This window comes from Acinetobacter colistiniresistens (assembly GCF_000413935.1).
In the GTDB taxonomy this organism is placed as follows: Bacteria; Pseudomonadota; Gammaproteobacteria; order Pseudomonadales; family Moraxellaceae; genus Acinetobacter; species Acinetobacter colistiniresistens.
Map to the genome: position 1 here is coordinate 162,932 of NZ_KE340380.1, position 26,872 is coordinate 189,803.

At 42.6% G+C, this 26,872-nt stretch carries 22 protein-coding genes and 1 pseudogene; 18 read left to right on the forward strand and 5 right to left on the reverse strand.

The window, feature by feature from the left end:
* The first annotated feature begins 7 nt into the window (after window positions 1-7).
* The 5 genes from pcaG to F907_RS09345 all read left to right on the forward strand — a co-directional run bounded on the left by pcaG (window position 8) and on the right by F907_RS09345 (window position 6,914).
* A complete protein-coding gene (gene pcaG / locus F907_RS09365) occupies window positions 8-637 on the forward strand; it encodes a protocatechuate 3,4-dioxygenase subunit alpha (RefSeq protein WP_016652137.1) in 630 nt (209 codons plus the stop codon).
* A gap of 169 nt (window positions 638-806) precedes the next feature.
* Window positions 807-1,646, forward strand: coding sequence for a type I 3-dehydroquinate dehydratase (gene aroD, locus F907_RS09360; protein WP_016652138.1), 840 nt, complete (start codon window positions 807-809; stop codon window positions 1,644-1,646).
* 20 nt (window positions 1,647-1,666) lie between these two features.
* The gene (locus tag F907_RS09355) at window positions 1,667-3,127 is read left to right on the forward strand and encodes a NosD domain-containing protein (protein WP_016652139.1); all 1,461 of its coding nucleotides are present in this window, start codon (window positions 1,667-1,669) and stop codon (window positions 3,125-3,127) included.
* A gap of 18 nt (window positions 3,128-3,145) precedes the next feature.
* The gene (locus F907_RS09350) at window positions 3,146-4,474 is read left to right on the forward strand and encodes a carbohydrate porin (RefSeq protein WP_016652140.1); all 1,329 of its coding nucleotides are present in this window, start codon (window positions 3,146-3,148) and stop codon (window positions 4,472-4,474) included.
* Between the two features lie 16 nt (window positions 4,475-4,490).
* Window positions 4,491-6,914: a glucose/quinate/shikimate family membrane-bound PQQ-dependent dehydrogenase gene (locus F907_RS09345; protein WP_016652141.1), complete on the forward strand. Its 2,424-nt coding sequence runs from the start codon at window positions 4,491-4,493 to the stop codon at window positions 6,912-6,914.
* Window positions 6,915-6,975: 61 nt separating this feature from the next.
* Here the strand turns inward: F907_RS09345 and F907_RS0118015 are convergent.
* Window positions 6,976-8,099, reverse strand: a pseudogene (locus F907_RS0118015) (linear amide C-N hydrolase).
* A 346-nt stretch (window positions 8,100-8,445) separates the two neighbouring features.
* Here F907_RS0118015 and uraD point away from each other — a divergent pair.
* From uraD to F907_RS09320, 5 genes are all read left to right on the forward strand, one after another.
* Complete coding sequence (gene uraD, locus F907_RS09340) at window positions 8,446-8,946, forward strand: 2-oxo-4-hydroxy-4-carboxy-5-ureidoimidazoline decarboxylase (protein WP_016652144.1); 501 nt, start codon at window positions 8,446-8,448, stop codon at window positions 8,944-8,946.
* The gene (gene uraH / locus F907_RS09335) at window positions 8,946-9,281 is read left to right on the forward strand and encodes a hydroxyisourate hydrolase (RefSeq protein WP_016652145.1); all 336 of its coding nucleotides are present in this window, start codon (window positions 8,946-8,948) and stop codon (window positions 9,279-9,281) included. The genes uraD and uraH overlap by 1 nt, the downstream gene beginning before the upstream one ends.
* Before the next feature lie 50 nt (window positions 9,282-9,331).
* Window positions 9,332-10,699 carry a nucleobase:cation symporter-2 family protein gene (locus tag F907_RS09330; RefSeq protein WP_016652146.1) on the forward strand — a complete coding sequence of 456 codons (1,368 nt, stop codon included), beginning with the start codon at window positions 9,332-9,334 and terminating at the stop codon, window positions 10,697-10,699.
* A gap of 198 nt (window positions 10,700-10,897) precedes the next feature.
* On the forward strand, window positions 10,898-12,193 hold the full coding sequence (locus F907_RS09325) for an OprD family outer membrane porin (RefSeq protein WP_016652147.1): 1,296 nt from the start codon (window positions 10,898-10,900) through the stop codon (window positions 12,191-12,193).
* 17 nt (window positions 12,194-12,210) lie between these two features.
* Window positions 12,211-13,584: an 8-oxoguanine deaminase gene (locus tag F907_RS09320; RefSeq protein ID WP_016652148.1), complete on the forward strand. Its 1,374-nt coding sequence runs from the start codon at window positions 12,211-12,213 to the stop codon at window positions 13,582-13,584.
* A gap of 56 nt (window positions 13,585-13,640) precedes the next feature.
* Here the strand turns inward: F907_RS09320 and hpxO are convergent, their stop codons facing one another.
* Window positions 13,641-14,798, reverse strand: coding sequence for an FAD-dependent urate hydroxylase HpxO (gene hpxO / locus F907_RS09315; protein ID WP_016652149.1), 1,158 nt, complete (start codon window positions 14,796-14,798; stop codon window positions 13,641-13,643).
* 181 nt (window positions 14,799-14,979) lie between these two features.
* A complete protein-coding gene (locus F907_RS09310) occupies window positions 14,980-15,696 on the reverse strand; it encodes a FadR/GntR family transcriptional regulator (RefSeq protein WP_016652150.1) in 717 nt (238 codons plus the stop codon).
* Between the two features lie 164 nt (window positions 15,697-15,860).
* Here F907_RS09310 and alc point away from each other — a divergent pair, with 164 nt between their 5' ends.
* The 3 genes from alc (at window position 15,861) to F907_RS09295 (ending at window position 18,411) form a co-directional block, all read left to right on the forward strand.
* Complete coding sequence (gene alc, locus F907_RS09305; protein ID WP_016652151.1) at window positions 15,861-16,865, forward strand: allantoicase; 1,005 nt, start codon at window positions 15,861-15,863, stop codon at window positions 16,863-16,865.
* 67 nt (window positions 16,866-16,932) lie between these two features.
* Window positions 16,933-17,469, forward strand: a complete 537-nt coding sequence (locus F907_RS09300) for an ureidoglycolate lyase (protein ID WP_016652152.1) — start codon at window positions 16,933-16,935, stop codon at window positions 17,467-17,469.
* A gap of 150 nt (window positions 17,470-17,619) precedes the next feature.
* A complete protein-coding gene (locus F907_RS09295; protein WP_016652153.1) occupies window positions 17,620-18,411 on the forward strand; it encodes a hypothetical protein in 792 nt (263 codons plus the stop codon).
* 93 nt (window positions 18,412-18,504) lie between these two features.
* Here F907_RS09295 and F907_RS09290 read toward each other — a convergent pair whose 3' ends face one another.
* Window positions 18,505-19,518, reverse strand: coding sequence for an isopenicillin N synthase family dioxygenase (locus F907_RS09290; RefSeq protein ID WP_016652154.1), 1,014 nt, complete (start codon window positions 19,516-19,518; stop codon window positions 18,505-18,507).
* A 476-nt stretch (window positions 19,519-19,994) separates the two neighbouring features.
* Between F907_RS09290 and F907_RS09280 the strand changes: the two genes are divergently transcribed.
* The 5 genes from F907_RS09280 to F907_RS09260 all read left to right on the forward strand — a co-directional run bounded on the left by F907_RS09280 (window position 19,995) and on the right by F907_RS09260 (window position 25,462).
* On the forward strand, window positions 19,995-20,834 hold the full coding sequence (locus F907_RS09280; protein ID WP_228129558.1) for a DUF4240 domain-containing protein: 840 nt from the start codon (window positions 19,995-19,997) through the stop codon (window positions 20,832-20,834).
* A 492-nt stretch (window positions 20,835-21,326) separates the two neighbouring features.
* Window positions 21,327-22,319, forward strand: coding sequence for an ABC transporter substrate-binding protein (locus F907_RS09275; RefSeq protein WP_016652157.1), 993 nt, complete (start codon window positions 21,327-21,329; stop codon window positions 22,317-22,319).
* A 77-nt stretch (window positions 22,320-22,396) separates the two neighbouring features.
* Window positions 22,397-23,218, forward strand: coding sequence for an ABC transporter ATP-binding protein (locus tag F907_RS09270; RefSeq protein WP_016652158.1), 822 nt, complete (start codon window positions 22,397-22,399; stop codon window positions 23,216-23,218).
* A complete protein-coding gene (locus F907_RS09265; protein ID WP_016652159.1) occupies window positions 23,211-24,005 on the forward strand; it encodes an ABC transporter permease in 795 nt (264 codons plus the stop codon). The genes F907_RS09270 and F907_RS09265 overlap by 8 nt, the downstream gene beginning before the upstream one ends.
* Window positions 24,002-25,462: an amidohydrolase family protein gene (locus F907_RS09260; RefSeq protein ID WP_016652160.1), complete on the forward strand. Its 1,461-nt coding sequence runs from the start codon at window positions 24,002-24,004 to the stop codon at window positions 25,460-25,462. Before F907_RS09265 ends, F907_RS09260 begins: the two co-directional genes overlap by 4 nt.
* A gap of 29 nt (window positions 25,463-25,491) precedes the next feature.
* Here F907_RS09260 and F907_RS09255 read toward each other — a convergent pair.
* Window positions 25,492-26,657 (reverse strand): IS3-like element ISAba22 family transposase gene (locus F907_RS09255; protein ID WP_085944217.1). Its coding sequence is split into 2 segments (ribosomal slippage): window positions 25,492-26,399 and window positions 26,399-26,657, totalling 1,167 coding nucleotides; the frame shifts between segments, so codons are not numbered across the junction.
* Window positions 26,658-26,872: the final 215 nt, after the last annotated feature.

Below are 26,872 nucleotides of genomic sequence, written 5' to 3' on the forward strand. Positions count from 1 at the left end.
ATATACGATGAATGCATGGAATTTTCAGGAATTGAAGGAAACCCCATCACAAACGGGTGGTCCTTATGTACATATCGGTCTACTACCGCAACAAGCCAATATTAAAGTGTTTGAGCATAATTTCAATCACCAGTTAGTCAATGAGCAAACCCAAGGCCAACGGATTCGTCTGGAAGGTCAGGTGTTTGACGGGCTGGGTTTGCCATTACGAGATGTATTGCTGGAAATTTGGCAAGCAGATGCCAATGGGGTGTATCCAAGTCAGGCGGACACTCAAGGCAAAACAGTCGATCCACATTTTCTGGGTTGGGGCCGTACGGGGGCTAATTTTGAAACAGGCTTCTGGAGCTTTAATACGGTAAAACCGGGCGCTGTTGCTGGGCGTAAAGGTTCAATTCAAGCACCGCATATTGCTGTCGCAGTTTTTGCCCGTGGTATCAATATTGGTTTGCATACCCGTATTTATTTTGAAGATGAAGTGGATGCCAATGCCAATGATCCAATTCTAAACAGCATTGAATGGGCAGTACGTCGCCAAACGCTGATCGCCAAACGCAGTGAAGTGGAGGGTGAAGTGGTTTATCGCTTTGATATTCGTATTCAGGGTGATGATGAAACAGTGTTCTTTGATATTTAGGCATTTCTTTAAATAGCTTCCTTTCAAAGATGGACTGATTATGGAATCACTTAGATCCTGAAATTGAAAAGTACTCCTCACTTTTGATGGGTGAGGAGAGATTAAAAATGAAATGAAAACTCGGTAAGACGCCGCCGAATGAATAAATCTATTATTAAGGACGATACAGATGAAAATGAAAACACTGGCAGCAGTGATGTTGCTTGTTAGCCCCTTTTTGATGGTTCAAACAGTACAAGCACAGGACAGTGTCCAAAAACAGGTTGAATTATCTGAACTTGTAAAGCTGCCTGTCAAAACTATTGTACCCATCACAGCCAAAACCAAAGAGCAGGCAATTGCTCAGGCAAAAGTGATCGCAGCGAATCCAGATGCTGATCTCGCGGAGTTTCGGATTGATTTACTCAATTTTGCCAATGATAGCAAGCAAGTGATTACCTTGGGCCAAGAGCTAAAACAGATTCTGGGTGCTAAGCCAATGATTGCCACGATTCGTACTCATAACGAAGGCGGGCAGTTAACAATTAGCGATGCAGATTATGGCAAGACCTATCAAGCGTATTTACAGCAGCCCTTTATGGATATGCTCGATGTGGAAATGTTCCGTGATCAACAAATTGTGAAGAATACCGTCAAATTGGCACATGCGAAAAAAGTGCTGATCGTGATGTCCAATCATGATTTTCAAAGAACACCACCTGAGACTGAAATCATCAAACGTTTACTTAAACAGGATGAGTTAGGCGCCGATATTCTTAAAATTGCAGTGATGCCGCAAAGCAAACAGGATGTATTCAGCTTAATGAATGCGACTTTAAGCGTCAGTCAGCAATCTAAAAAGCCATTGCTCACCATGTCGATGGGTAAGCTGGGGACAATTTCTCGGATTGCCACTGCAAATATGGGTGGCAGTTTCAGTTTTGGCATGATTGGCGAAGCATCTGCACCGGGGCAGATTGACGTCACGCAACTGAAACAGTTTTTAAAGACCATTCAACCAACACAATAATTTAAAAAGGATTTTTAGACATGAAAGCAATTTATGTACGTTTAAGTACTTTAGCCATCGCTATGGCCGTTTCGGGTTGGGCAGCAGCAGAAACTTATATCGTCGATCGTTATCAAGATGACAATGATAAAGGTTCTTTACGTTGGGCAATTGAACAAGCCAATCGCAAACCGACAGAAGCCAGTGAGATTCTGATTCAAGCGGTAGGCAAAGCACCTTATGCAATTAAGGTCAACAGTCCATTACCTGAAATCAAAGCGCCTGTAAAAATCATTGGTACACAATGGGCGAAGACAGGTGAATTTATCGCAGTCGATGGATCAAATTATATTAAAGGTACAGGAGTTGAAGCTTGCCCTGGTGCAGTTGAAGGGCAATTCGGGACCAATGTCCGGACCACAACTTTGCCGGGCATCGTATTACGCGACATCAGTGGGGTCACCATCCAAGGCTTGGAAATTCGCCATTTCTGTATTGGAATTTTGATGAACCGTGCCAGCAATAACCTGATTCAAAACAACCGTATCATGCACAACTACGGTGGTGCAGGAGTGATGCTGACTGGAGATGATGGTAAGGGTAATCCTACAGCGACCACCACCAATAACAACAAAGTATTGAATAACTATTTTCAGGACAATGGTGACGGGCTTGAACTGACTCGTGGCGCAGCATTTAACTTGGTCGCCAATAACCAGTTTATTTCTACAGCAGCAAATCCTGAACCATCACAAGGCATTGAAATCTTGTGGGGTAATGACAATGCGGTGATAGGCAATAAATTTGAGAATTACTCAGATGGTTTACAGATCAACTGGGGTAAGCGTAACTATATTGCCTATAACGAACTGACCAATAACTCCAATGGTTTTAACCTGACGGGTGACGGCAATATTTTTGACAGCAATAAAGTACATGGTAATCGGGTGGGAATCGCGATCCGCTCTGAAAAAGATGCCAATGCCCACATTACTCTGACCAAAAACTTAATCTGGAATAACGGCAAAGACATTAAACGTTGTGAGGCGGGCGGAAGTTGCGTACCGAATCAACGTGTCGGTGCGATTATCTTTGATATTCCAGGTTTAGAGCATGCACATTTTGTGGGTTCACGTGGTCATGGAGTCAAAATTGATCCTGCAAACTTGCAAAAAACCTGCAACAAACCAGATGAGCAAGGCTGTAATGCTCAACCGAATCAGAATATTCAGGCACCAAAACTAAGCCTGTCAAAAGGACAAATTAGGGCTGAGATCAATGCACGACTGAATCAGCGTTATCAGGTCGAGTTTTTTGGCAACACATCAGTAAATTCAAATGAAGCAGAGCTTTATTTAGGTTCAGCGGTTGCTGCAACCAATGCACAAGGAACCGCAACGCTGACTTGGAAACCAACAACCCAAGTGGCTTCAGTGACAGCAACGATCACTGACCGTGTAGGTGCAACATCTGAACTCAGTTCAGCTGTAAAACTGAAATAAACGGCAAGGAGGCCGAATATGAAGTCGAATGCATTATTGCTCAAACTGAGCTGTCTGCCAGTTGCTGTATGTGCTGGTCAATCTAGTTTTGCGGATCAGCCGTGGTCACCAGAGCGTCAATGGTTACTCGGTGATTGGAATGGTCAGCGTCAGCAACTGGAAAAAGAAGGCTATAAATTTACAGCCTCAATCATGAGTCAAAGTGCCACAAACTTGGATGGAGGTTATAACGATGACAATGCCTTTAAAAATGCTGCACAACTGTCGCTAGGCGCCAATTTCGATTTAGAGAAAATTGCGGGCTGGAAAGATACCAGTGCCAGCCTTTTAATCACCAAACGTGATGGTAATGCCTTAACCTTGGATCGAATTAAAGATCCGCGTTCTAGTGCACTCGGCAATTCACAGGAAATCTATGGTCGTGGCAAAATCTGGCGTCTGAGTCAGGCGTGGGTGAAAAAGGGCTTCGTTGATAATACGGTGCAGTTCAAGATTGGCCGTATGGGCATGTCTGAAGATTTTAATGGCTCGCAATGCGAATTTCAGAACCTGTTACTGTGTGGTGGTCAGCTTGGGAAGTCGATTGGTTCAATTTGGTATAACTTGCCTGTTGGATTATGGGGTGCCAATGTTAAATATCAATTTGCACCTGAATGGACGTTAGGTGTCGGTGTCTACGAAGTTAATCCAGATAATATTAAAACTGATCGCAATCGTGATGGGTTTAATCTGGATATGGACCATGTCAAAGGGGCAACTATTCCTGTCGAACTGGCATGGCGACCAAAACTTGCTGCCTTTAATGGCTTATCCAGCGAATATAAAATCGGTGCATTGTATTCAACAGCCGAAGCCAATGATATTGCCACGGTCGGCAAAATACATGATGGCAAGCATAGTTTTTGGTTGAATGCACAACAACAACTGAGTCAAACAGGCAATGATCCGAAACGTGGCTTATATGTCAGCTTTAATGCGGTGATTAATGATAAAGCCACGACAGCTGTTCAAAGTACGCAGCAATTAGCCCTCTGGTACAAAGGCCCTTTTGATGGCCGTCCAAATGATTCGATTGGCTTTGGTATTGCCAATTATCTCGTCAATGATCGTTATAAAGATCGTCAAATTGCACTCAATGAAACTCGCGGTTATCAGCAATACGATGCGCTTGCTGCAGATTATGTACCCGTTCAGCGTGATGAGCTCAATGTTGAACTGAATTACACCTATCAGTGGTCACCTGCGGTCATGTTAAGACCGAACCTACAATATATCCATCAACCAGCGGGTGTTAAAGAAGTGGATGATGCATGGGTTGCAGGCTTGAGCATGCGCGTGAATTTCTAATACAGGAGTATGACAGATGTCTGAATCTTCAAACTCACATACCATACTGAAGATATGGTGCTTTATTTTGGCGCTAGTTTTGTTGCTCACAGGCCTGTTTTTTACAGTCTGTGGGTTTCAACTCGCGATGCTGGGTGGATCATGGTATTTCGTGATCTCGGGTGTATTCACGCTGATCTCTGCTGTTTTTATTTTTAAGAAAAAAGCACTGGGTGTCTGGCTATTCAGTTTAGTTTTTGCAGGAACGATCATCTGGTCATTGATTGATGCAGGTTGGGAGTTCTGGCCTCTATTTTCAAGACTGATGTTCCCAGCAGGCTTATTTGCCGCGCTGATGTTTACTTTACCTGCCATTCGCCGTTATCAATATCAACCGAGTGCAGATCTTCCTGCTTATGTTCTTGGGATATTGACGGTTATCGGCATGGTGATAGGTTTTTATCAGATGTTCCAACCACATCCAACGGTTGCGGCCTCTGGACAGGCCTTGCCTTTGGTTCCTGTAAAAACTGATATGAAACTGACCAACTGGCAGCACTATGGTCAAGATGCAGGTGGTAGTCGTTTTGCTGCATTGGATCAGATCACACGAGACAATGTGCATCAGTTGAAAGAGGTCTGGCGTTTCCGTACGGGTGATTTCACCACAGGCTCGGGAAATGGTGCAGAAGATCAAATGACTCCGTTACAGGTGGGTAATAAGATTTATCTATGTACGCCGCATAACAATATTTTTGCCTTGGAAGCAGACTCAGGCAAACAACTCTGGAAAGCGGAAGTCAATTCCAAGTCGGATGCATGGGAACGTTGCCGCGGTGTTGCTTATTTTGACTCAACCCAAGCGCTGGTTCAGCCGACTTTGGCTGGTGCGACGCCTGTTCAAGCTGTCGCAAACAACAGCTCATGTCTACGCCGTGTTTATACCAATACACCAGATGGTCGCCTGATTGCAGTCAATGCAGATACAGGTGAGCGTTGTAAAGACTTTGGTGTAGAGGGAACAGTAGATCTTCTGAAAGGTCTAGGTGAGGGTACAACTGCTCCACGTTTTGAGGTGACATCTGCACCAACCATTGCGGGGACAGTGATTGTAGTAGGGAGTCGGATTGCCGATAACTTTGCTGCCGATATGCCAGGTGGGGTGATTCGTGCATACGATGTCATTACAGGTGAATTACGTTGGGCCTTTGATCCTCGTAATCCAGATCCAAACCATGTGTTAAAAGAAGGCGAAACCTATAAACGCAGTTCAGCCAATTCTTGGGCGGCGATGTCTTATGATCCACAAATGAACACGGTATTCTTGCCAATGGGTAGCTCATCTGTGGATGTATGGGGCGGTAATCGTCAACCTTTAGACCATAAATATAATTCTTCTGTTCTGGCTTTGGATGCAACTACAGGTAAGGAAAAGTGGGTCTATCAGACCGTTCATAATGATTTATGGGATTTTGATTTGCCAATGCAACCCAGCTTGGTAGATTTCCCAATGCAAGATGGCAGCAATCAACCCGCCGTAGTGATTGGCACCAAATCAGGTCAGTTCTTTGTCTTGGATCGTGTCACAGGCCAACCACTCACCAAAGTGATTGAGCAGCCAGTGAAACCTGCCGATATCAAAGGAGAGCAATACAGCCCAACTCAACCACGTTCGGTAGAAATGCCACAAATTGGTAACCAGACCATAACTGAATCGGATATGTGGGGTGCAACACCATTTGACCAGCTGATGTGCCGTATCAACTTCAAATCAATGCGTTATGAAGGCTTATTTACTGCACCAGGTACCGATAAGTCATTGAGCTTTCCAGGTTCTTTGGGCGGGATGAACTGGGGCAGCATTGCCTTCGATCCAAGCCATCAGTATATGTTCGTCAATGACATGCGCTTAGGCCTATGGATTCAGTTGATTGAACAAACCCCAGAAGATCTGGCTGTTCAGGCCAATGGTGGTGAAAAAGTCAATACGGGTATGGGTGCGGTGCCAATGAAAGGAACACCGTACAAAGTCAATAAAGATCGTTTCTGGTCGAAATTGATGATCCCTTGCCAAAAACCGCCATATGGCACCATGACGGCAGTGGACATGAAAACTCGTCAGGTGGCGTGGCAAGTACCTATGGGAACCGTGCAGGATACTGGCCCAATGGGAATCAAAATGGGTTTACCTGTTCCAATTGGCATGCCAACGATTGGTGGTCCAATGGCAACTCAAGGTGGTTTAGTCTTCTTTGCAGCGACTCAAGATTATTACTTGCGTGCATTGGATTCATCTTCGGGCAAAGAGTTATGGAAAGCGCGTTTACCTGTGGGTAGCCAAGGTACACCGATCAGCTATGTTTCTCCGAAAAACGGTAAACAGTATGTGCTGATTACTGCGGGTGGTGCACGTCAGTCGCCTGATCATGGCGACTATGTAATTGCATATGGTTTGAATTAAGCTGAAATTGAAATAAACAAAACGGCAATCGCAGTGATTGCCGTTTTTCATTGATTTAGTTTTAAGTTGCTGCAGTTAAAACAGGCATCTGTACAGCATCAGAAATCACCGCAAATTGTGGTTGAGCATTTTGTCCCAGTTGATAATCTGAAAAATTAACTTGCCAGAAACCTAAGCTTGCGGTTGTTGCGATATAGAAAACCTGATTGCTGTGATCACGAACGATTTCCCATTGAGTATAGTCACCCTTGATATTGCCACTTTGGTCAATACATTGTTCGCGTGTGACATAGATACCTTTAATCACATTCATCACATTGCGATCGCGGCAGTGTTAGTTGGGCGTTGTGTTTGGTTTAACCAAGGAATAGAGTAATTCAGCGTGAAGGCTGTACGTAAGAATCGATCAGAAGGCAGTGCAGAAGAAGAGAGCCCGATTGAACCCCCACCATTACCTGCTTTATTCACATTGAGACCAATGATGGTCTGGCTGTTCGTTTCAACATTGGTAACGCCCAGATAATTTTCTAGGTTGGTACGATGCCATTCAATAAATGGGGTATTGGTCATGACCCCAATATCGGTATTGTCAGTAATCGACAATTGCCCATCACGAAATTCAAGTACCAGACTCGCCCCAGTTTTATCGTGAAACTGGAAATGAATTGGGATTAAATTTTTGAGCTCATCCGTGTGATTAAACTCGCTATGTTCAGAAAACTGTAGCGGATCCCAAAAATATAAGACTTCTCCAAGAGAAGTTGGCTGTCCTTGCTGAATGGCGTATAAATCCTGTTTTAGTGTTTCAACTGAATTGTAGTTAGAAGCCGCCCAGCCACAAATATCCAACGCGGAAATCAATTTGGCATTGTGTGGTGCATCAGCTTTTTTAGGATAACGGGAGGGTGGTAGCCATAATGCTGCTGCTGAAAATCCGTCTGTGTTCATGGCATCGCATAGTTTGGTGTCAAACAGGTTTAATGGGAGTTTAATTCCAATTCCCATAAACCCATATTTTGTTGTCCAGTGATAGGCAGGTGCATTTGGGCTTAAAGTATCAATTGCTTTTAAGGGTGTTGCCAATGGAATTGCAGCCAGTTGCCAAGTAAAGGTAGCGGCAAAATCCATGGTACGCCCAGAAATACGATAGCCTGTTGCTTGAGGTAGAATAAATTCGGTACACATATTATTTTCTCTTTTGATTATTAGAATAAATCATGATTTTTGGTTTTTATTTGATCTTAAATTATTCTGTAAGTGCTCTAAATATATAAGATCGTTTGAGCATTTAAAAAATTAGCAGAGGATATTTTGATAGTCAAATAGTTTTAATTTAAATATAAGGTTCTATTTTTAAATATTATTTTAAATAAAAATAAATAATTAGATGCTGTATTTTCTAGTTTAAATCATTCGTACATTACAGTCAGAAAGTCGATATTGCGTGTGGGTAAGTAGAGTTGGCATATTCATTGCTTCATTTATGATATCTGGTCAGACCAGTCAGACAATGCATTAAATTGGAGCAGCGATGCAACTCGAAACATTCAATCAGCTAGATTCAGATGCGGCCCAACGGGTTTTGCAAGGCTGTGTGCACATTCCAACTTGGATTTCTGAACTGCTACAGCAACGTCCTTATAGCTCTAAAGCACAGCTTTATCAAACTGCGCTGGCACATGCTCAAACGTGGCAATGGCCTGAAATTTCTGCGGCCTTGGCGCAACATCCACGGATTGGCGAAAAAAAAGCGGCAGCAGTGCTGTCTGAAAAAGAACAGCAATTTTCTCAGCAAGAACAAGGGCAGATCCAAACCGATGCAGTACTGCAACTGGCACTTTATCAGGGCAATTTAGATTATGAGCACAAATTTGGGCATATTTATCTGATTCGTGCGGCAGGTCGTTCTGGGCAGCAGATATTGTCTGAGCTGCAACGCCGACTCAAAAACACAGCAAAACAAGAACAGGCCGAAGTGAAGCAGCAATTGGGGGAAATTGCACTGCTTCGTTTAAATCAGGAGATTCAATAATGGCGGGTATCAGTACACATATTTTAAATGCATCACTGGGTCAGCCTGCGCAAAAGGTTTTGGTGAAGTTACTGCAGCAAGTGGATCAGGATTACATCTTATTGGATCAACAATTTACTGATGCAGATGGCCGTATTAAAACATTCAACATCGAGATATTTGTGCAAGGCAATTACCAATTAATTTTTGAAGTTGCCGCTTATTTTCAAGCTTTAAATACCGAAACTTTTTATCCACGTGTGTGGATTGATTTTAAGGTCATGGATATTCAACAGCACTATCACGTGCCGTTATTAATCAGTCCGTTTTCATATTCAACCTATCGTGGCAGCTAAACCAACTCAAGCAATGTGGACATCATGAATTTAATTTGAGGAATTAACCCATGCAGCAAGACAACCTAGACCGTGAGGCTCACGGATCAGCAGAACATCAATATTTAGGCATGAACAAAAACCTCATTTATGGTTTGCAGCATGTCTTGACCATGTATGGCGGCATCATTGCACCGCCGCTCATTATTGGCGCTGCGGCGGGCTTGCAAGCCTCTGAAATTGGACTATTGGTGGCGGCTGCATTATTTGTAGGGGGAATTGCCACCGTTTTGCAAACTGTTGGTTTCAAGCATTTCGGCGCAAAATTGCCGATTGTTCAGGGCGTCTCTTTCGCAGGTGTCGCCACCATTCTCGCTATTGTAACCACAGGTGGTGGTTTGGCATCGGCGTTTGGTGCCGTGATTGTGGCTTCGATTATTGGCCTGTTGCTCACACCGTTTTTCGCAAAAATCATCCGTTTTTTCCCACCGGTAGTGACTGGTTGTGTGATTACCATGATCGGTATTTCGCTGACGCCTGTGGCAATCCGCTGGATTATGGGCGGCAATCCCAAAGCTGAAAACTGGGGAGATCCAGCCAATGTCGGTTTGGCATTGATGACCTTAGCGATTGTGATTATTTTTAGTATGTTACGCAGTCAAATCTTGCGTCGGCTTGCAATTTTGATTGCCATTGTGTTGGGAACCGTACTGGCTTATTTTGCAGGATTCACTGATTTTTCCAATGTCGGTTCAGGTTCTATTTTTGCTTTGCCGAGCTTTTTCCACTTTGGTTCTCCTGTCTTTGAGTTTTCTGCCATTCTTTCCATGGTGATTGTGACATTGGTGGTGATGACGGAAACCACCGCAGATATTATCGCGATTGGTGAAATCGTGGGCAGCAAAGTCGATTCTAAACGTATTGGGGATGGTTTACGTGCAGACATGCTATCGAGTGCAATCTCACCGATCTTCGGCTCATTTATGCAAACGGCATTCGCACAGAATGTTGGACTAGTGGCGATTACTGGAATTAAAAGCCGATTTGTGGTGGCAACTGCAGGCGGAATTCTGATTGTTTTAGGTTTACTGCCGATTGTGGGACGGTTAGTCGCATCGATTCCGATGCCGGTATTAGGTGGAGCGGGGATTGTCCTGTTTGGAACGGTTGCAGCCAGCGGAATTCGCACTTTAGCGAAAGTGGATTATAACGAGAACAAGAACCTGATTATTGTCGCGACCTCATTGGCGATCGGCATGATTCCGATTGTAAACCATGAGTTTTACGCACAATTTCCTGTTTCTGTGCAGATGTTATTACACTCTGGGATCAGTTCGACCTGTATCACTGCAATTCTACTGAATATTATTTTCAATCATCTTCCATTCACTAAAAAATCAGTTGAAGTGGCAAGCTTGCCCTTAAATTCAGGACATTAATCATCACGGATTCAGGCTTGAAAATTCAAACTGAATCCTGCTTTTTACCTGCACATCGTTAAACGTCACTTATTCAATTTTGAATAGGTCTGGGGGCGTTTTGGCTTTAAAAAGTGCAAAGCAAGATTTTTAAAGCATTAGCAGGTCGGTTTTAAATGTTTTAAATCAATTTTTAGATCAAAGATCTAGGGGACAACTATGCAAAAAATTCGCTTAACATCGATTGCTTTCGCAGTCGCTATGGGGACAACGCTACCTGCATGGGCTGCTGATACCAGCTTAAATGCTTTATTTAATCTGCAACAAGATTGTCAGCGTCAGGACAATTCAATTGAATCGATTTCTGCTGTATTCGCCTGTGGTAGTGTGCATGGCGTGGTCAAGTCTACGTATTATTCACTCAATAATGGTTATTTTGTGAATAATTTAAATCAAGATACCGCGGTGATTGGCGGCTATATCAAATATGAAACAGCGCCTTTTTATGGGGTGCAGGCAGGAATTGGCTATGATATTCAGCGTCGTTTAGATAAGAAAGATAATAAAGCTGAAGTTGATGAACTTAAGGAAGATCGTGATGGTTTAGCAGAAGCTTATCTGACATGGAAAAATGATATGGCTCGGATGACCATCGGTAATCAGCGTCTCAATTTACCTTTTATGGGGGATTATGCGGATCGCCGTGTCTTGATGTTCTTATATCAAGCTGCGGATGTGCAGATTGGGAATAACAATGATTTCCTGCGCTTGACCAAAGTAAATAAATATAAAAGTTATGCAGAAGATGAGTTCACCAAAAGCTCACGTCAAAATTCAACATTGCAAACCGATGGGGTCTGGTCTTTTGGTGCTGGGAAACGCTTTGCACTAGCGGATGATAAGACCCTAAAAACCCAACTGTGGTATCAGGATTATGATGATTATCTCCGTTTGATCTATACCCAAGCGGATCTGGCATTTCCAAAATTGAATTATGCCCCTGAGTTGTCATTGCAATATATGTCTGGCAAGGATCAGGGCAAGGCACTTGCAGGCGAGATCAATAGTCAGGTTTGGGGTGTACAAGCTGCGTTTAAAGTGTTACCCGCTGCCAGTTTGAAGCTGGCCTATAACTATATTAAGCCCGATCAAAAGAGCTATTTAAATGGTGCGCTGCTTATGCCTTATGCCAGTCAGACATCGTCTGGTGAAATCTTCGCACAACCATTTTTTACCAGTACCCAAGATTTAGGTGCGGGCAATGCCTTGATGCTGTCTTTGGAGGGCAAACTGACAGATCAAGTGATTGCAGGGGCACGTTATTCATTTATGGATTTAAAAGAGGCAGAGAATGTCGCCAGTCGAAATCAATCTGAATACATGCTGTTTGGCATTTATAACTTCACGGGTGCTTTGAAAGGTTTTAGTGTCAGTAATTTTGCAGGGATTCAGACTTCTCCGCGCTATGACAAGAATTTTTTACAAAACCGTTTTGCACTGAGCTACAAATTTTAAAGGACGAGGTAATGACTATGATGGCCAGCTTAAATAGCCGTTCAAGAATCTGGATTAAACAACCACTCGCAATTTATACCGCGAATCAACTCGATGCGAGTAATGGCTTGGTGATTGAAAATAATAAAATCATTGAGGTTTTGGCAAAGGATCAGCAACCCAGTCAGCCCTGTGATGAGATATTCGATGCCAAAGACGTGGTGGTGATTCCTGGCTTGGTAAATAGCCACCATCATTTTTATCAAACCTTGACTCGAGCTTGGGCACCTGTGGTTAATCTCCCTTTATTTCCATGGTTGGTTAATCTGTATCCAGTATGGGCACGTCTAAATCCAGAGCAGTTACATGTCGCGACTCAAGTGGCTTTGGCCGAGTTGTTGTTATCGGGCTGTACCTTTGCTGCGGATCATCATTATTTATTCCCGCAACAATTGACCGATGCAATTGATATTCAAGTCAATGCCGCGCAGCAATTGGGAATGCGGGTGATGTTAACCCGCGGTTCGATGAGTCTTGGACAAGAACAGGGTGGTTTACCGCCACAGCATACCGTACAAAGTATGGAGGTCATTTTAAGGGACAGTGAACGCTTGGTGCAGAGCTATCATCAACGCGGAGATAACGGCATGGTCAATATTGCCTTGGCACCGTGTTCTCCTTTTTCGGTGACACAGGAGATTATGCGAGAAAGCGCGCAACTTGCCCAGACACTGGATGTTCGATTGCATACACACCTTGCGGAAACTTTGGATGAGGAAAGCTTCTGTCTGGAAAAGTTTGGCATGCGTACGGTGGATTATTTAGAACACGTGGGTTGGCTAAATGAACGGACTTGGTTGGCACATGGTATTCATTTTAATGCAGATGAAATTCAGCGTTTAGGGCAGGCGGGTGTAGGGATTTGTCATTGTCCCCATTCCAATATGCGCCTCGCTTCAGGGATTTGTCCGACCCTCGATTTAATGCAGGCAGGTGCAAAGGTGGGTTTGGGGGTTGATGGTTCTGCGTCTGGAGATGCTTCAAATTTAATTCTGGAGGTTCGTCAGGCCATGTATTTACAGCGTTTAAAATACTGTGCTGAACGGATTACTCCTGAGTTGGCCTTGCACTGGGGAACCCATGGTTCGGCGCAGCTATTAGGGCGTGGACAGCATTTAGGACAATTTGCACCTGACTTTCAAGCCGATTTGGCCTGTTATAAACTCGATGAATTGAAATTCTCAGGCAGTCATGACCCGATTGCAGCCTTACTCTTGTGTGGTGCCGATAAAGCGGAACATGTGATGGTCGCAGGCCAGTGGCAAGTCAAACATGGCGAGATTCAAGGGCTTGATTTAGAAGAACTGAAAGCAAAACATCGTGCCGCAGCAAAAGCCTTATTGGCGGCTTAAGAAATCGTTATTGATTTAAAATGAAGGAAGGGGCTGATAAGCGCCCCTTTTTTAATTTAATCGAGTGGATTGCCAATAATATTACTGATAATCCCTTGCATGATATGTGAGCCTTGTTCTTGGTACAGCGATTGATACCATTCTTCAGTCACTTGTGGATCTTTCATATGGGTGACATCACAACGCTTACGGGCTCGGAGCACCATTTCTTTAGTACGATCATTGCGCTTGTTTTGATAACGCGCCAATGCATCCTCTAAACCAAAGGTATTTATTTGTAAGGCACGAGCGAGATAAATCGCATCCTCCATGGCTTGGCAGCCGCCTTGTCCGATATCTGGGGTGGTGCTATGCGCTGCATCACCGAGTAGCACCACACGCCCTTTATAAAAATCCATAAACGGTTCAATGTCATGAATTTCGACACGATTGGTTTTTTGCGCATCTAAACCTTCAATCAGTTTTTGTACAGGTTCACACCAACCGCTGAAATAGGATTTCAGGTCTTGCTTATACTGTTCACGCTGATTTTCCAATCCAGCCGCTAGCGGTACATCAAAGAAAAAATAGAAACGATTTTGGGCAACTGGCATTAGTGAAACACGCTTACCTTCACCGATATACGTCGTCCATTGCATGGCAGGTGCAATCGCTTCATCTATATCAATTAAACCATTCCAATTCACATAACCTGCATAGCGACGTTCAACCTGATAACCGAGGACAAATTTTCGGGTGAGCGAATGTGTGCCATCTGCACCAATCAGTAAATCGGCTGTAATTTGTGAGCCATCCTGAAAATGAAGGGTGACATCATCTTGATGGCTTTCAATCTCGGTCATTTTCATGCCCAGTTTGATATCTGCCAGACCAAATTGTTGCATTAATAATTGTTGTAGATCAGCTCGGGCGACAGGGTAGGCACGTTGCCCGACTTCTTTATATAAAGGTGATAAGCTAAATTGAGTCATGGTTTGTTGGCTCAGTCCATCCACATAGGCCAAAGATTCCATTTGCCCACCAAGCGCCTGAATTTGATCGGTTAAGCCCAGATAGTTGAGGCACTTCACCCCATTTGACCACAGTGAAATAGCGGCGCCGACGGGTAAGATTTCGGCAGCTTGTTCATAGATCGTGACCTGATGACCAAATTTTTTTAAAGCGATACCAGCAGTCAAACCGCCCATACCTGCACCTACAATCGCAATATTCATCGTTCAGACCCTAAAATATAAATAAGTTTCTAAACAGTTCTAAGCGAGAAGTGTGCCAATTTTAGTAACTGGTTTTACTGGTCATACCAGATAATTTGCTTTATTAAAAAGCAAAAATAGAAAGGCTGCATGGATATGGTTCAAAGCATGGGGCAAAGTGGTGCAGATTTAATTTTCGTGCTTAGATTGAGCTGTTATGTCGAGAAAAGTACACCCCTGCACGTTGTGCAGCACCAATAATATGCGCTTGCATGGCTTTTTCAGCCGCAGCTGCATCCTGATTAAATAAGGCTTGCAGAATTAACTCATGTTCTTGAATAGTTTTAAATGCCAGATTAGGTTGAACAAAAGGCAGGATCTGACTTTTTTTAATCCATTCAGTATGCATTTTAAGTGTTTGAATAATTGATTGATTATGGCTAAGTTCAATAATGTGCTGATGAAAAGCATAATCAAATTCAGAGGCTGCCTGCCAGTTTTGTTCTTTGATTGCACTGGCAAGTGACTGGTAGTGTTGTTGGAGGGTCGACTTATCCTGTTCGGTTAAATATTCACATGCAAGCAGGGCACAGAAACCTTCCAATACATAACGTAATTGATAGAAATCTTTAAGCGAAACACGGTGTTCGCCATCCCATTGTTCTGCGGCTTGGCTATGCTGTGAAATCACATAAACCCCTTTACCCGCCTTGATTTCCAATAAGCCTAAAGCGGCAAGGCGGGTTAATGCCTCACGTAAAGAAGCGCGACTGATTCCCAACTGGAGTGCAAGATCACGTTGCGAGGGTAAGGCAGAACCGACTGCATACGTATTTTGTTGAATGCGTTGATGAATCACTTCCACCGCTTGCTCAGTCACCTGAGATGATTTTCCATTAAGCATCGCCTGTGGACTCATCAGCAACACACCTTAAATATCAAAATAAACAGTTTGATTCTACACAAAATTTATATTTTTGTTGGCGCTGTTGCATAAAAATAGCTATATTTTTAATGACAGGTCAGACCAGTTGGACTGGATCTTGCATAATAGAATAGAAATGAAACCTTCAGGAATGATCAATGACAGTGCATGTTGCTAAAACCGTAGCTTTACCGACCCATTTGCAGGCGTTCACCAATCTTGCTGATGCCAGAATTGGTGCAAGTATCGTCAGTTGTTCTGATGAATTTTTTGCAGAAGCGGCAAGAATGTTGCAAAGCACACCCGCTCAATTCATTGAAGGAAAATATGATGACAATGGCAAATGGATGGATGGGTGGGAAACGCGACGTAAACGTGAGTCTGGTTATGATTGGTGTATTGTTCGTTTAGGCGCAACAGGGACTGTATCTGGATTTGATATTGATACCTCATTCTTTACAGGCAATTATCCAGCCTCTGCTTCAATTGAGGGCTGCTATGCACCAGATAATCAATTGGAAGGAATCACTTGGACGACGTTATTAGAAAATTCGGTTTTATCTCCGGATCAGCATCATTTTTTCGACTGTGCTGCTCAGAAAATTACCCATATTCGAATCAATATTTTCCCTGATGGCGGTATTGCGCGTTTAAGAGTCTATGGCCGTGTGCTGCTCGAAAATGTCGATACAACCCAGCAGATGGATTTGATTGGTTTAAAAAATGGTGGGCGTATTGTGGCCTTTAGCGATGCGCATTTTGGCCATCCGAATAATTTACTCAGCCCTGATCGTGGTTTAAATATGGGCGATGGTTGGGAGACCAAACGTCGCCGTGCTCCTGGTTTTGACTGGTGCATTATTGCCTTGGGACAAACAGGGCAGATTGAAAAAATTGACGTCGATACCGCGTATTTTAAAGGAAATTTTCCTGCGTTTTGTTCGATTCAAGCCGCTTATGTTGAAGATGCCACCGATGCGCAACTTATTCCGCAGAGTATGTTCTGGCCTTTTGTATTGGAACAGCAGCCTTTGACCATGGACAATATTCATGAATATGTTGCAGAAGTGCTTCAACATCAAAAAGTGAATTATATCCGCGTCAATATGATTCCTGATGGCGGGATTAGTCGGATTCGTTTATGGGGGAAAGCGCTTAAATAATTTCTCATGAGTGAATAGCCTCATTGTGACCCAATGGGGCCAATAAGAAATTGAAGAGAATCAACCTATGCATGAAAAAAATATTGAAATTCGGCCCTTAACTCAAGACAGTTTTGCTGCTTTTGGGGATGTGATTGAAAAGAGCAACAAAGACTTTATTCCGATTAATCAGGGACTCACTGAACGCTATCACGCCTTATCTCTGGCACAGATATCAGGCGATCAGGTCGCCGTAGGGATGAGTATTTTTCATAATCTTTTTGCAACTCCCATTCCATTTCAGATTGAGATGTTAGAACGACATCCTTATGGTTCACAGTCTTTTATTCCATTACAGCAACAGAAATTCATTGTTGTTGTGGCGTTGCCTTTTGATCAAGCGCGACCTGATGAGCAACGGATTCAAGCTTTTATCAGCAATGGGCAGCAGGGAATTACCTACCATCAAGGGGTATGGCATCATCCTTTAATTACTTTGGAAGCAGATAGTGATTTTTTAGTTGTTGATCGTATTGGTGGTGGCAGTAATTGCGATGTCCATCATTTATCTCAATCGCGCTGGATCACTGAAGCTTTAGTACAGTCAGAGATCGTGAATCTCTGACTGTATAAATTTAATTAAAAGAAGATATATACATTTAAAATGTTGGAAGGTTGTTCATTTTAATTTAGAATTCTCGATCTTATGAATATTCGCGTATCTTTATTATTTTCTAATTAAGATTTTTATATAAAACATAAATATTGATTTTCTATGTCAACAAAACGTTATGTAGCAAGAGAATTGCTTGAACAGCATACAAAGCAAAAGAAGCAAGAAAAATTAGAACAAAGACGTTTGGCGCTTGAACAACAAGCTAAAGAAAAAAGAAAAGCGAAAGTAAAGATTGCTTTTTTGATTATCGTATTTGTTTTACCTTTATTTTTATTTCCAGCACATCCTCGCAATCAGTGGCAGTATGAGGTTTATCGTTATATCACAGAGCAGATGTTGATTACGGTGGGAACCAAAGGTCCTCTGCCATTTTTTACTATTCTTTCAAGTGTTTATTATACGATTATAACATCTGTTTTTGGCGGTTATTTATGCTTCTTATTCATTAAGAGAGTGGGTGTGAACAAGGAGTTCCAGAAAAAAATTTATAGTAAATTTTTTCAGGCCGAGTTTAAAGCATCGAAGAAATATCCATGGCTGGAGAAACCATTAATTAAAAAAATGATAGTTTCAGGTATATTTCTTTTATTCCTCTTAATCGGTATCCTACATTTTCTCCATGATGAAATTTCCTTTCAGGATGGTAGCCGTAGAGGTGCACTCATCCAGTTAAGTTATAATTATCGGATTGGTGTACTTTTTTGGGAAGCATGTATTAGCACTATTACGATATTTCCATTTTTCTATTTTGGTTTTTTATTCATTTATCTTTGTAACTATTTTTTCCGAGGATTAGGTACGGGAAAAATTATTATTCCCCAAAAAGTGGTAGCTAAAAGAACCAAGAATAGATCTAGAAAAAGATCAGAAACGAGAAAAATAAATCGATAATTTTTTAATAGCAGACAGAGACAATCGGCCTCTGCCTACAATGAATTAACGACTAGATAGGGTTCGAAAATTACTTCAACCCTATCTAAATCATTAGTATTTCCCTTTAAAATTTGCACTAATTCTTTGTTTTAAATATTCCTTCGCTGTAATTGCTGGATATTTCTGTTGTGGGCTTTCAATCATCACATCTTCATTGGCTTGGCAGAAGAAGGCGAGGCTATAACGCGCTCCTTGATACTCATCTGCTTCTGGATTTTTGACACGATGGAAATTAGACGGTAATTGATCATCACTCCAACGCATCAACATATCGCCGATATTACAGGTGATCACATCATCCCGTGGTTCGATACTGGTCCATTGTTGTTGTTCCATATCTTTACCTGGACAGACTTGCAGACCACCTTGACCATTACGTTGGAATAATAAGGTTAAACAATCAAAATCTGTATGTGCGCCTGCACGCCATAGACCTAATTGATCTTTTAAAGCGGGATCAATGGCATAGTAATGCAGCATTCTTAAAGTGCTTTGATAACTGTCTTGTTCAGGATCATGGGCAAGGCTAAAGAAGTTATCAGCAAAACCCAGTTTATAAGCAAAACAGGAGAGTATTTTCATACCAACGTGCCAACAGGCCTGTTCAAATTCAAGCATGGTATTTTTAAAATCAGGTAGCTCTTGTTCAGTTGGATAAAGCCCATCCATACGTGGACGAGTGATTTGGTAGGATTCTTTCTGGTCTGGGGTACTGGTCGATGGACGAACCTGAGCCTTACTTTCCCAACCTGCATTTCGATGGAGTGGGTAGCGTGCTTTGACCGGTTCAGGCAGAGCAAAAAACTGTTGTGTCATGTCAAATGCAGTTTGAATCTGCTCAAGTGGAATACCATGATGCGAGACCTGAAAAAAACCAATATCAGTGGCAGCCGCCCAGAGTTGTTCCGCAATCTCATATTTGCGTTGTTGAAAGTCAGATAAATCAATCACTCGAACTTCGCGTTCAAAGGTTTCTTGACCCAAAGCTCCCATACGCGCTTCTTTTTGTAGTTCTTCTAAGCTGTAGTCATGTTCAGCGATTGGAGTCATATTAGCGCTATTCATATTTCAACCTCATCTTTTGGATAAACCGTGACCCAATCAAATAGATTGAAAGAGACGGGGTCACATTCAAAAAAGAGCCGCACTTTTTCCATAAGAGAAAGCTTTATAAAAAAGTGAGCTGATTTCTGAGCAATGACCCGCATAACAGTCGATGTAACTGACTATGCTGAACGCTTCTACTCTGACAGAAAGAATGAAGCACTTTTTGTGCCAGTTTATAAAGTGAAACAGGTCAATATGACGAGAAACGCTGCAATTTCTTGTGAAAATATTGAAATTCAAACAATAGTGGACTTTAATCTGTCTAAAGATGTCACAGAATTAAATGACCTTCAGAAGGAATGTTGTCATATGAGCAATTTATCACACCGACGTCAGTGATCACTGATTGAATAACAGAGTGTTCTCGCTGAAGATTTTCGATTTTTACTCTTTTTTGATGGAATAAACTACCAATGACCACTTTGCCCTCCCTTATGCCAGAGTCCCAGTTTTGGGCATTGATGACAAAGGTAGATCGTCTGTCGCTGTTTACTGGGCATGATGCTGCGAGCCTGCTTCCACTCAAGTCCACACTCAGCAATCTACATCCCGATGAGATTGTTGCCTTTGCTCTACGCTTGGCAGAGCGATTGGAGAAGTTGTTGATAGCATCGCGTGCAAGACGAGGCTCCTTTGGCGACGATGCGCTGCTTTATGCCGCCTGTTATGCGATTGCACGGGGACAGGCTTGGTTCGAGGCATCACTACGCTGGCCGAGGATATTCGACGATAGAATCGATCCTGAGTTGTATTGGTGTGAATCTCTGCTGTATGTGGGCTGTCAGGCTTGGTGTCTAGCGACCGATGGCAAAAAGGATGATTTTCCGGTTTGGACGCTGGAAGATGGATTACAACCTTTTACGAACAAGATGCCTATGATGGAAATGAGTATAGAAAACAATGCTTTAGCAACCGCCACATGGGACAATTTTGTCGTCTATGCTCATTTCGAGCAGCACCCCGCCATTGGGCGGACGGTAGAACCTGACGCGCAAGTTCGAGTGACATTTACTGACTTGTTGGATGATTATTTCTGGTGTTTGCTGGGCATAGATGATTACCTTGGCTTGATCGATGAGGCTGACGAAAGCTTTCAGATACTGTACGATGCGAGCAAGAATCTATACTGGGCTGAGGTCCCGTACCCAGTTGAGCGAGCTTCTTATGGGCAAGAGTTTTCAAGAGAAGAGATCTTGGCTTTGCTCAATCAATTACCAAGGTATTTCAGTACAGGGATGTTCAATTGCCCGCAAAAATTGGTCTGGGACGAATAAGGTAGTCGCAAATATTCAGGGTACGATTTGAATGATACAGGAAAAGAGGTAAATGATTAGGCTTGCGCATCAAGCTAATTACTGCCTTAGTCAATGAATTAACTCAATATAATTCTTTCACAAAAGATTTATTGAAACGTCAGCACCCCGAGAGTGCATCTCCACTTACTTAACGCACCATTAAACTGCATACAAAACCAAAGACTCAATGTAGTTGATTCACCTAAAAACAACTAATAATAAATCCAACCTAGAGAATTACTATAAAAAACAAGATCAAATCAATCTTGGCATAGAGCTTGCTAAATCATGATTGAGTATAAGCGGTCAGTATGTTGCAAACATACGGGACATTGCTCTACAGCGTTTGCTGTTCCTCTTTTGGGGACAAAGCCAATTGATTTGGTTTTGAGAGAAATGTGTAGCTTATACATTGATTGACCCCCTAAAAAGAACAGCAAAATGAATCTATACAGATTTAGGGGTCTTAATATGAATATTCAGCACTATGTAGGCAAAGGGCGACGTACTGTTATCGCGGGCGCATTATTGGGGCTAGGTACAGTGCTCAGCTCAACTAGTTTTGCAGCCGATAAACTGGTTTTACAAACCACTTGGTTTGCACAAGCCGAACAAGGAGGATATTACCAAGCACTGGCACAAGGAATTTATAAAAAATACGGGCTTGATGTCGATATTAAAATTGGTGGCCCACAGGTCAATAACATGACCTTATTATTATCAAAACGTGCCGATATTATTATTAATTATGACCTACAGGTCTTAAAAGGCATTGAAAGTAACTTTCCCATCAAAGCCGTTGCAGCACCATTCCAGTTTGATCCCCAAGGCGTGCTAACCCACAGCGATGTAAAGTCTCTAGCCGATCTCAAAGGCAAAACTATTCTAGTCTCGACCAGCGGACAAGCAAGCTGGTGGCCTTGGTTAAAAGGCAAATATAAATTAGATGCCGCACAGGCACGTCCTTATACCTTCAATATGCAGCCATTCTTAGCAGGCAAAAATGTAGTCCAGCAAGCCTATGCTACCTCAGAAGTCTTTCAGGCGAAAAAAGCAGAACCTTCGAGTAATTTCTTTTTATTTGCTGATGCGGGTTATCCAGCCTATGGCGGCATTTTAGTGACTCGCAATGATGTCATTCAAAATAAACCTGATGTACTGCGTCGTTTTGTTCAAGCATCGATGGAAGGATGGAAAAACTATTTAGCTGATCCACGTTTGGGCAATAGCATCATTAAAAAAGAAAACCCGAATATGAATGATGAACTACTGACTTTTGCAGTCGGGCAAATGCGCAAATTAAAACTGATTGATGGTGGCGATGCCAAGACCCAAGGCATTGGCGTCATGACAGACGCACGTTGGAAAGCAACCCGAGATTTTATGGTGAGCTCAGGTTTACTCAAAGCTCAAACCAATTGGAAAACCGCTTATACCACGCAGTTTGTTAAAGCCGCCAAATAATCTTAGATACTTGCCTGAGAAGTAAGTCTGGGTGAAAGGGTGAACAAAATAGGGCACTCGCACGAAGGGGAAACCACATGAATTCTGCTTTACCACTTGATACGCCAATACATGAATCTTCAACCTTTATCACGCCGATGATTATGGCGAGAGGAGTTGAAAAAACTTATCCAAATGGCACCAATGCCTTACAGCAACTCGATTTAAATATTGCCCGTGGTGAAATTGTTTCATTACTGGGGCCATCAGGTTGCGGTAAAAGTACTTTGTTGAAAATGTTCGCCGATCTGGAACAACCTTCTGCAGGTTTGGTGCGTTGGAATGGCAAGGCTGAAATGCAATCCCAATGCAAAATGGCCATGGTGTTTCAGGAAGCAACGCTCATGCCATGGGCCAATATTGAAGACAATGTACGTTTACCTTTGGATTTACAGCATATTGCCAAATCAACCAGTACGCCCAAAGTCCAAGCTGCTTTAAAAGCCGTTGGTTTAGAAAAATTCGGCACCGCTTATCCACGTGAACTTTCGGGTGGCATGCAAATGCGTGCCTCTTTGGCCAGAGCTTTGGTGACTGAACCTGATCTATTACTGATGGATGAACCTTTTGGCGCATTGGATGAATTTACTCGCCATAAACTCGACAGTGATATCCGTCAATTATGGTCAGAACGAGATCTCACAGTGGTATTTGTCACACATAGTATTTACGAAGCGGTGTATCTGTCTTCACGGGTCATTGTAATGGGTGCACGACCGGGACGCGTAGTGGCGGATCTAAACATTAAAGGGCCTTATCAACGTGATGAGTCTTTCCGAAGCTCAGACATTTTTATTCAACAATGTTCGCATCTATCGCAATTATTGGCTGAGGCAAGTGGAGGACATGATCATGATTAAACCATTGCTACAACATCCAACGGTACAACGTATTGCTGCTCCACTTGGGCTTGGCTTGATTTTTCTCATGTTTTGGCAACTGAGTTTTCAACAACTGGAAGTGCCTGTTTATGTTGTACCGAAGCCCAGTGATATTGTGATGGCACTGATTAATCAGTCTAGTGTGCTATTCGGTAGTTTATGGGTAACTTTAAAAATCACCTTATTGGCTTTTGTCTGCGCCGTAATGATTGGCACATTGATCGCTTTTGTATTTGTACAAAGTCGTGTGCTCGAAGCCTGTTTTATGCCGTATGCCATTTTATTTCAGGTCACACCGATTGTTGCAATCGCACCTCTGGTCATCATCTGGATTCAAAATACCACTTTGGCATTGGTGGTGTGTGCCATGTTAGTCGCGGTTTTTCCAATACTGACCAATACCACGCTAGGTCTGCGTAGTGTCAATAAAGGTTTGCTCAATCTTTTTCAAATCAATAAAGCTAGTCGCTGGCAAATTCTAATGCGGTTACGTGTGCCGAATGCTTTGCCTTATTTCTTTGGTGGCTTACGGATTTCCTGTGGCTTGGCGTTAATCGGCGCTGTGGTTTCCGAGTTTGTTGCAGGCGCGGGTGGCACCAGTGCAGGCTTGGCCTATCAAATCTTACAAGCAGGTTTTCAGTTGGATTTACCCTTGATGTTTGCTGCATTATTCCTGATTACCTGTACGGGTCTGGGCTTATTTGTATTGATGTCCTTATTAAGCCAGTTGTTTTTAAGCAAATGGCATGAGAGTGAGCAAGTATGAGTTCAGTGTCTTTAAATAATAGCTATTTAATTCAAAATGCCCATGCCATTTTGACGGGATTATCTGGAGATGCGGCACGTTGCACATCCAATGATATCCGTATCCAATCAGGACAAATTACTGAAATAGGGCGGCTAATCGCTCAGCCGAATGAACAGATTGTGAATGCCAGAGATTGTGTGATTTACCCAGCATGGGTGAATACCCATCATCATCTATTTCAGTCTTTACTCAAGGGTGAACCACAAGGACTGAATCAAAGTCTGACTTCGTGGTTGGCGAGTACGCCGTATCGATTTCGTGGTGCATTCGATGAAGCGACTTTTCGGATTGCTGTACGTATTGGCTTGATTGAGTTATTACGTTCAGGTTGTGCAACGGTAGCAGACCATCATTATTTATATTGGCCAAAAATGCCGTTTGATGGTGCTGCAATTTTATTTGATGAAGCCGAAAAATTGGGTATGCGCTTTGTGCTGTGTCGCGGTGGCGCAACACTTACACGTGGTTTGGAAAGTGAGTTACCTCAAGCCCTGCGTCCTGAGAAATTTGAAGACTATATGTTGGATATTGAGCGTTTGGTGCAGCACTATCATCAGCCAGATTCAAATGCTTTTCGAAAAATCGTGATGGCACCGACTTCAACCTTGCATTCGACCACAGCACAGCAATTAAGGGAAAGTGCCAAAATCGCTAGACAATTGGAGATTCGGATGCATAGTCATTTATCTGAAACGGTGGATTATCTGGATGCAGCTAGAGCTAAGTTTGCTATGACCCCAGTCCAATTCTGTGCTGAACAGGACTGGATTGGCAGTGATGTGTGGTTTGCCCATCTGGTGAAATTATTGCCCGAAGAAATTCAGTTGTTAGGCCAAACTCAAACAGGAATCGCGCACTGTTCGCAGAGTAATGCTCGTTTGGGTAGCGGTATTGCTGATCTGGTTGCGTTGGAACAGGCAGGCATGACCATTTCGATTGGGGTAGACGGTGCGGGTTCCAATGAAGCCGCAGATATGTTGTCTGAAACCCATGCCGCTTGGTTATTACAACGGGCCAGAAAAGGGATGTTGGCGACACCACAATATCTGGGTGGACAATTTGAAGGTGGTGCAGATGCTGCCAGTATTGAGGATGTGATCCGTTGGGGAACGGTAGGCGGTGCTAAGATTTTAGGACTTGATCAAGTCGGTACAATTGAGATCGGGCAACAGGCGGACTTGGTCATTTATCAGTTAGACGATCCTCGTTATTTTGGCTTACATGATATGGCGATTGGGCCTGTGGCAAGTGGCGGACGTGCGCATATTAAGGCGATGTTTGTAGCAGGGAAAATGGTGATGGAGAATGATCAGATTCCTGATCTGGATATGATGGAATTGGCTTGGCAAGCCAAGCAAGCGGTGAAGTTGTTACAACAGCGGAGTGTGGACATGGCAAAAATTGATATACGCTGAATTATCAGGAGACTTTCCCTTGGGAGATTCTAGGCAGCCAACTTATAAAAGTCTTCGGCCATTTGATTTGGTGTCTTAAAACCCAAACCCTTTTGAATTCTTCGATGATTATAAAATAATTCAATGTATTTTATAATATCTGCTTTGGCTTCTTCTCTGGTTTGATAGTTGTAATGATGCACTAACTCATTTTTCAGTATTCCCCAAAAGCTTTCAATCGGTGCATTATCGTAACAGTCTCCGCGCTTGCTCATTGAACCTTGAAAACCATATTGCTCAAGTATATTTCGATATTCATGGCTGCAATATTGACTTCCTCTGTCTGAATGCACAATCAGTTCTTTGGTTGGTTTTTGATTGTGAATAGCCATATTTAGCGCATTACAAACAAGCTGTGCTGTCATGCGCTCATTTAAGCTATAGCCAACCACTTGCTTCGTGTAAAGGTCTTTTACCGCTGCTAAGTACAGCCATCCTTCAACAGTCCATATGTACGTAATATCACTTGACCATGCTTGATTTGGTCTAGTCATTGAGAATTGTTGCTCCAGCAGGTTTTCATAGATCGCTCGATTATGGTCACTATTCGTAGTCCTTTTAAAACGCTTGTGTCGCTTACAATACAGGTGGTTCAGCGCTTTTATCTGACGTACAGCGTACATACTCATTTTTATGCCCTGAGCTTGTAAGTATTTGGTTAATCGAATATAACCATAGCTCTGCCTTGTCTCCTCATGGGCTATTTTCACCAATATCGTCTGTTGATTTCGTTGAATCGTTCTTTTGCTCACGCCTCTCTTGAGCCAATCATAAAAACATGAAACTGAAACATGAAGTAATCGAGCCATTAAGGTAATTGGAAAAGAATATCTTTTTTGTTTCATATAGGCGTACCTTACTGACTTTCTTTGGCAAAGTACGCTGCTGCCTTTTTTAAAAATTCACGTTCCATTTCAGCTATTTTGAGCTGTTGTTTGAGTTTTTTATTTTCTTCGAGTAGAGCGTTTAGATCAGGTGAATACTGTTTTGTACCTGCTAAAGTTCCAGCCTTTGCTTTGGTATTCCAATTTGAAAGAGTTTGCATTGAAATGCTAAGTTGTCTAGCTGTTTCCGAGACATTGCCTTGATTGGCTTCAATTAATTTGATGGCTTCAGCTTTAAATTCTGTGGTGTAAGTCTTGTGTTTCTTGCTCATGGTAAACTCCTGATGAGTGTGTTTAGTTTACCAAGTTAAAACCTCCTGTTTTTTCAGCACACATCAAATAGCCTAAGCCATATTAGTTCACGAATATCTGATAGTGATTTATTTTTAATTTTGCATTATCAGATATAGGATGAAATTAATGATGAACTTTTGCGATGTCCCTGTAAATATGCTTTGGATGCACGATTTAAATGACGGTATTTAAA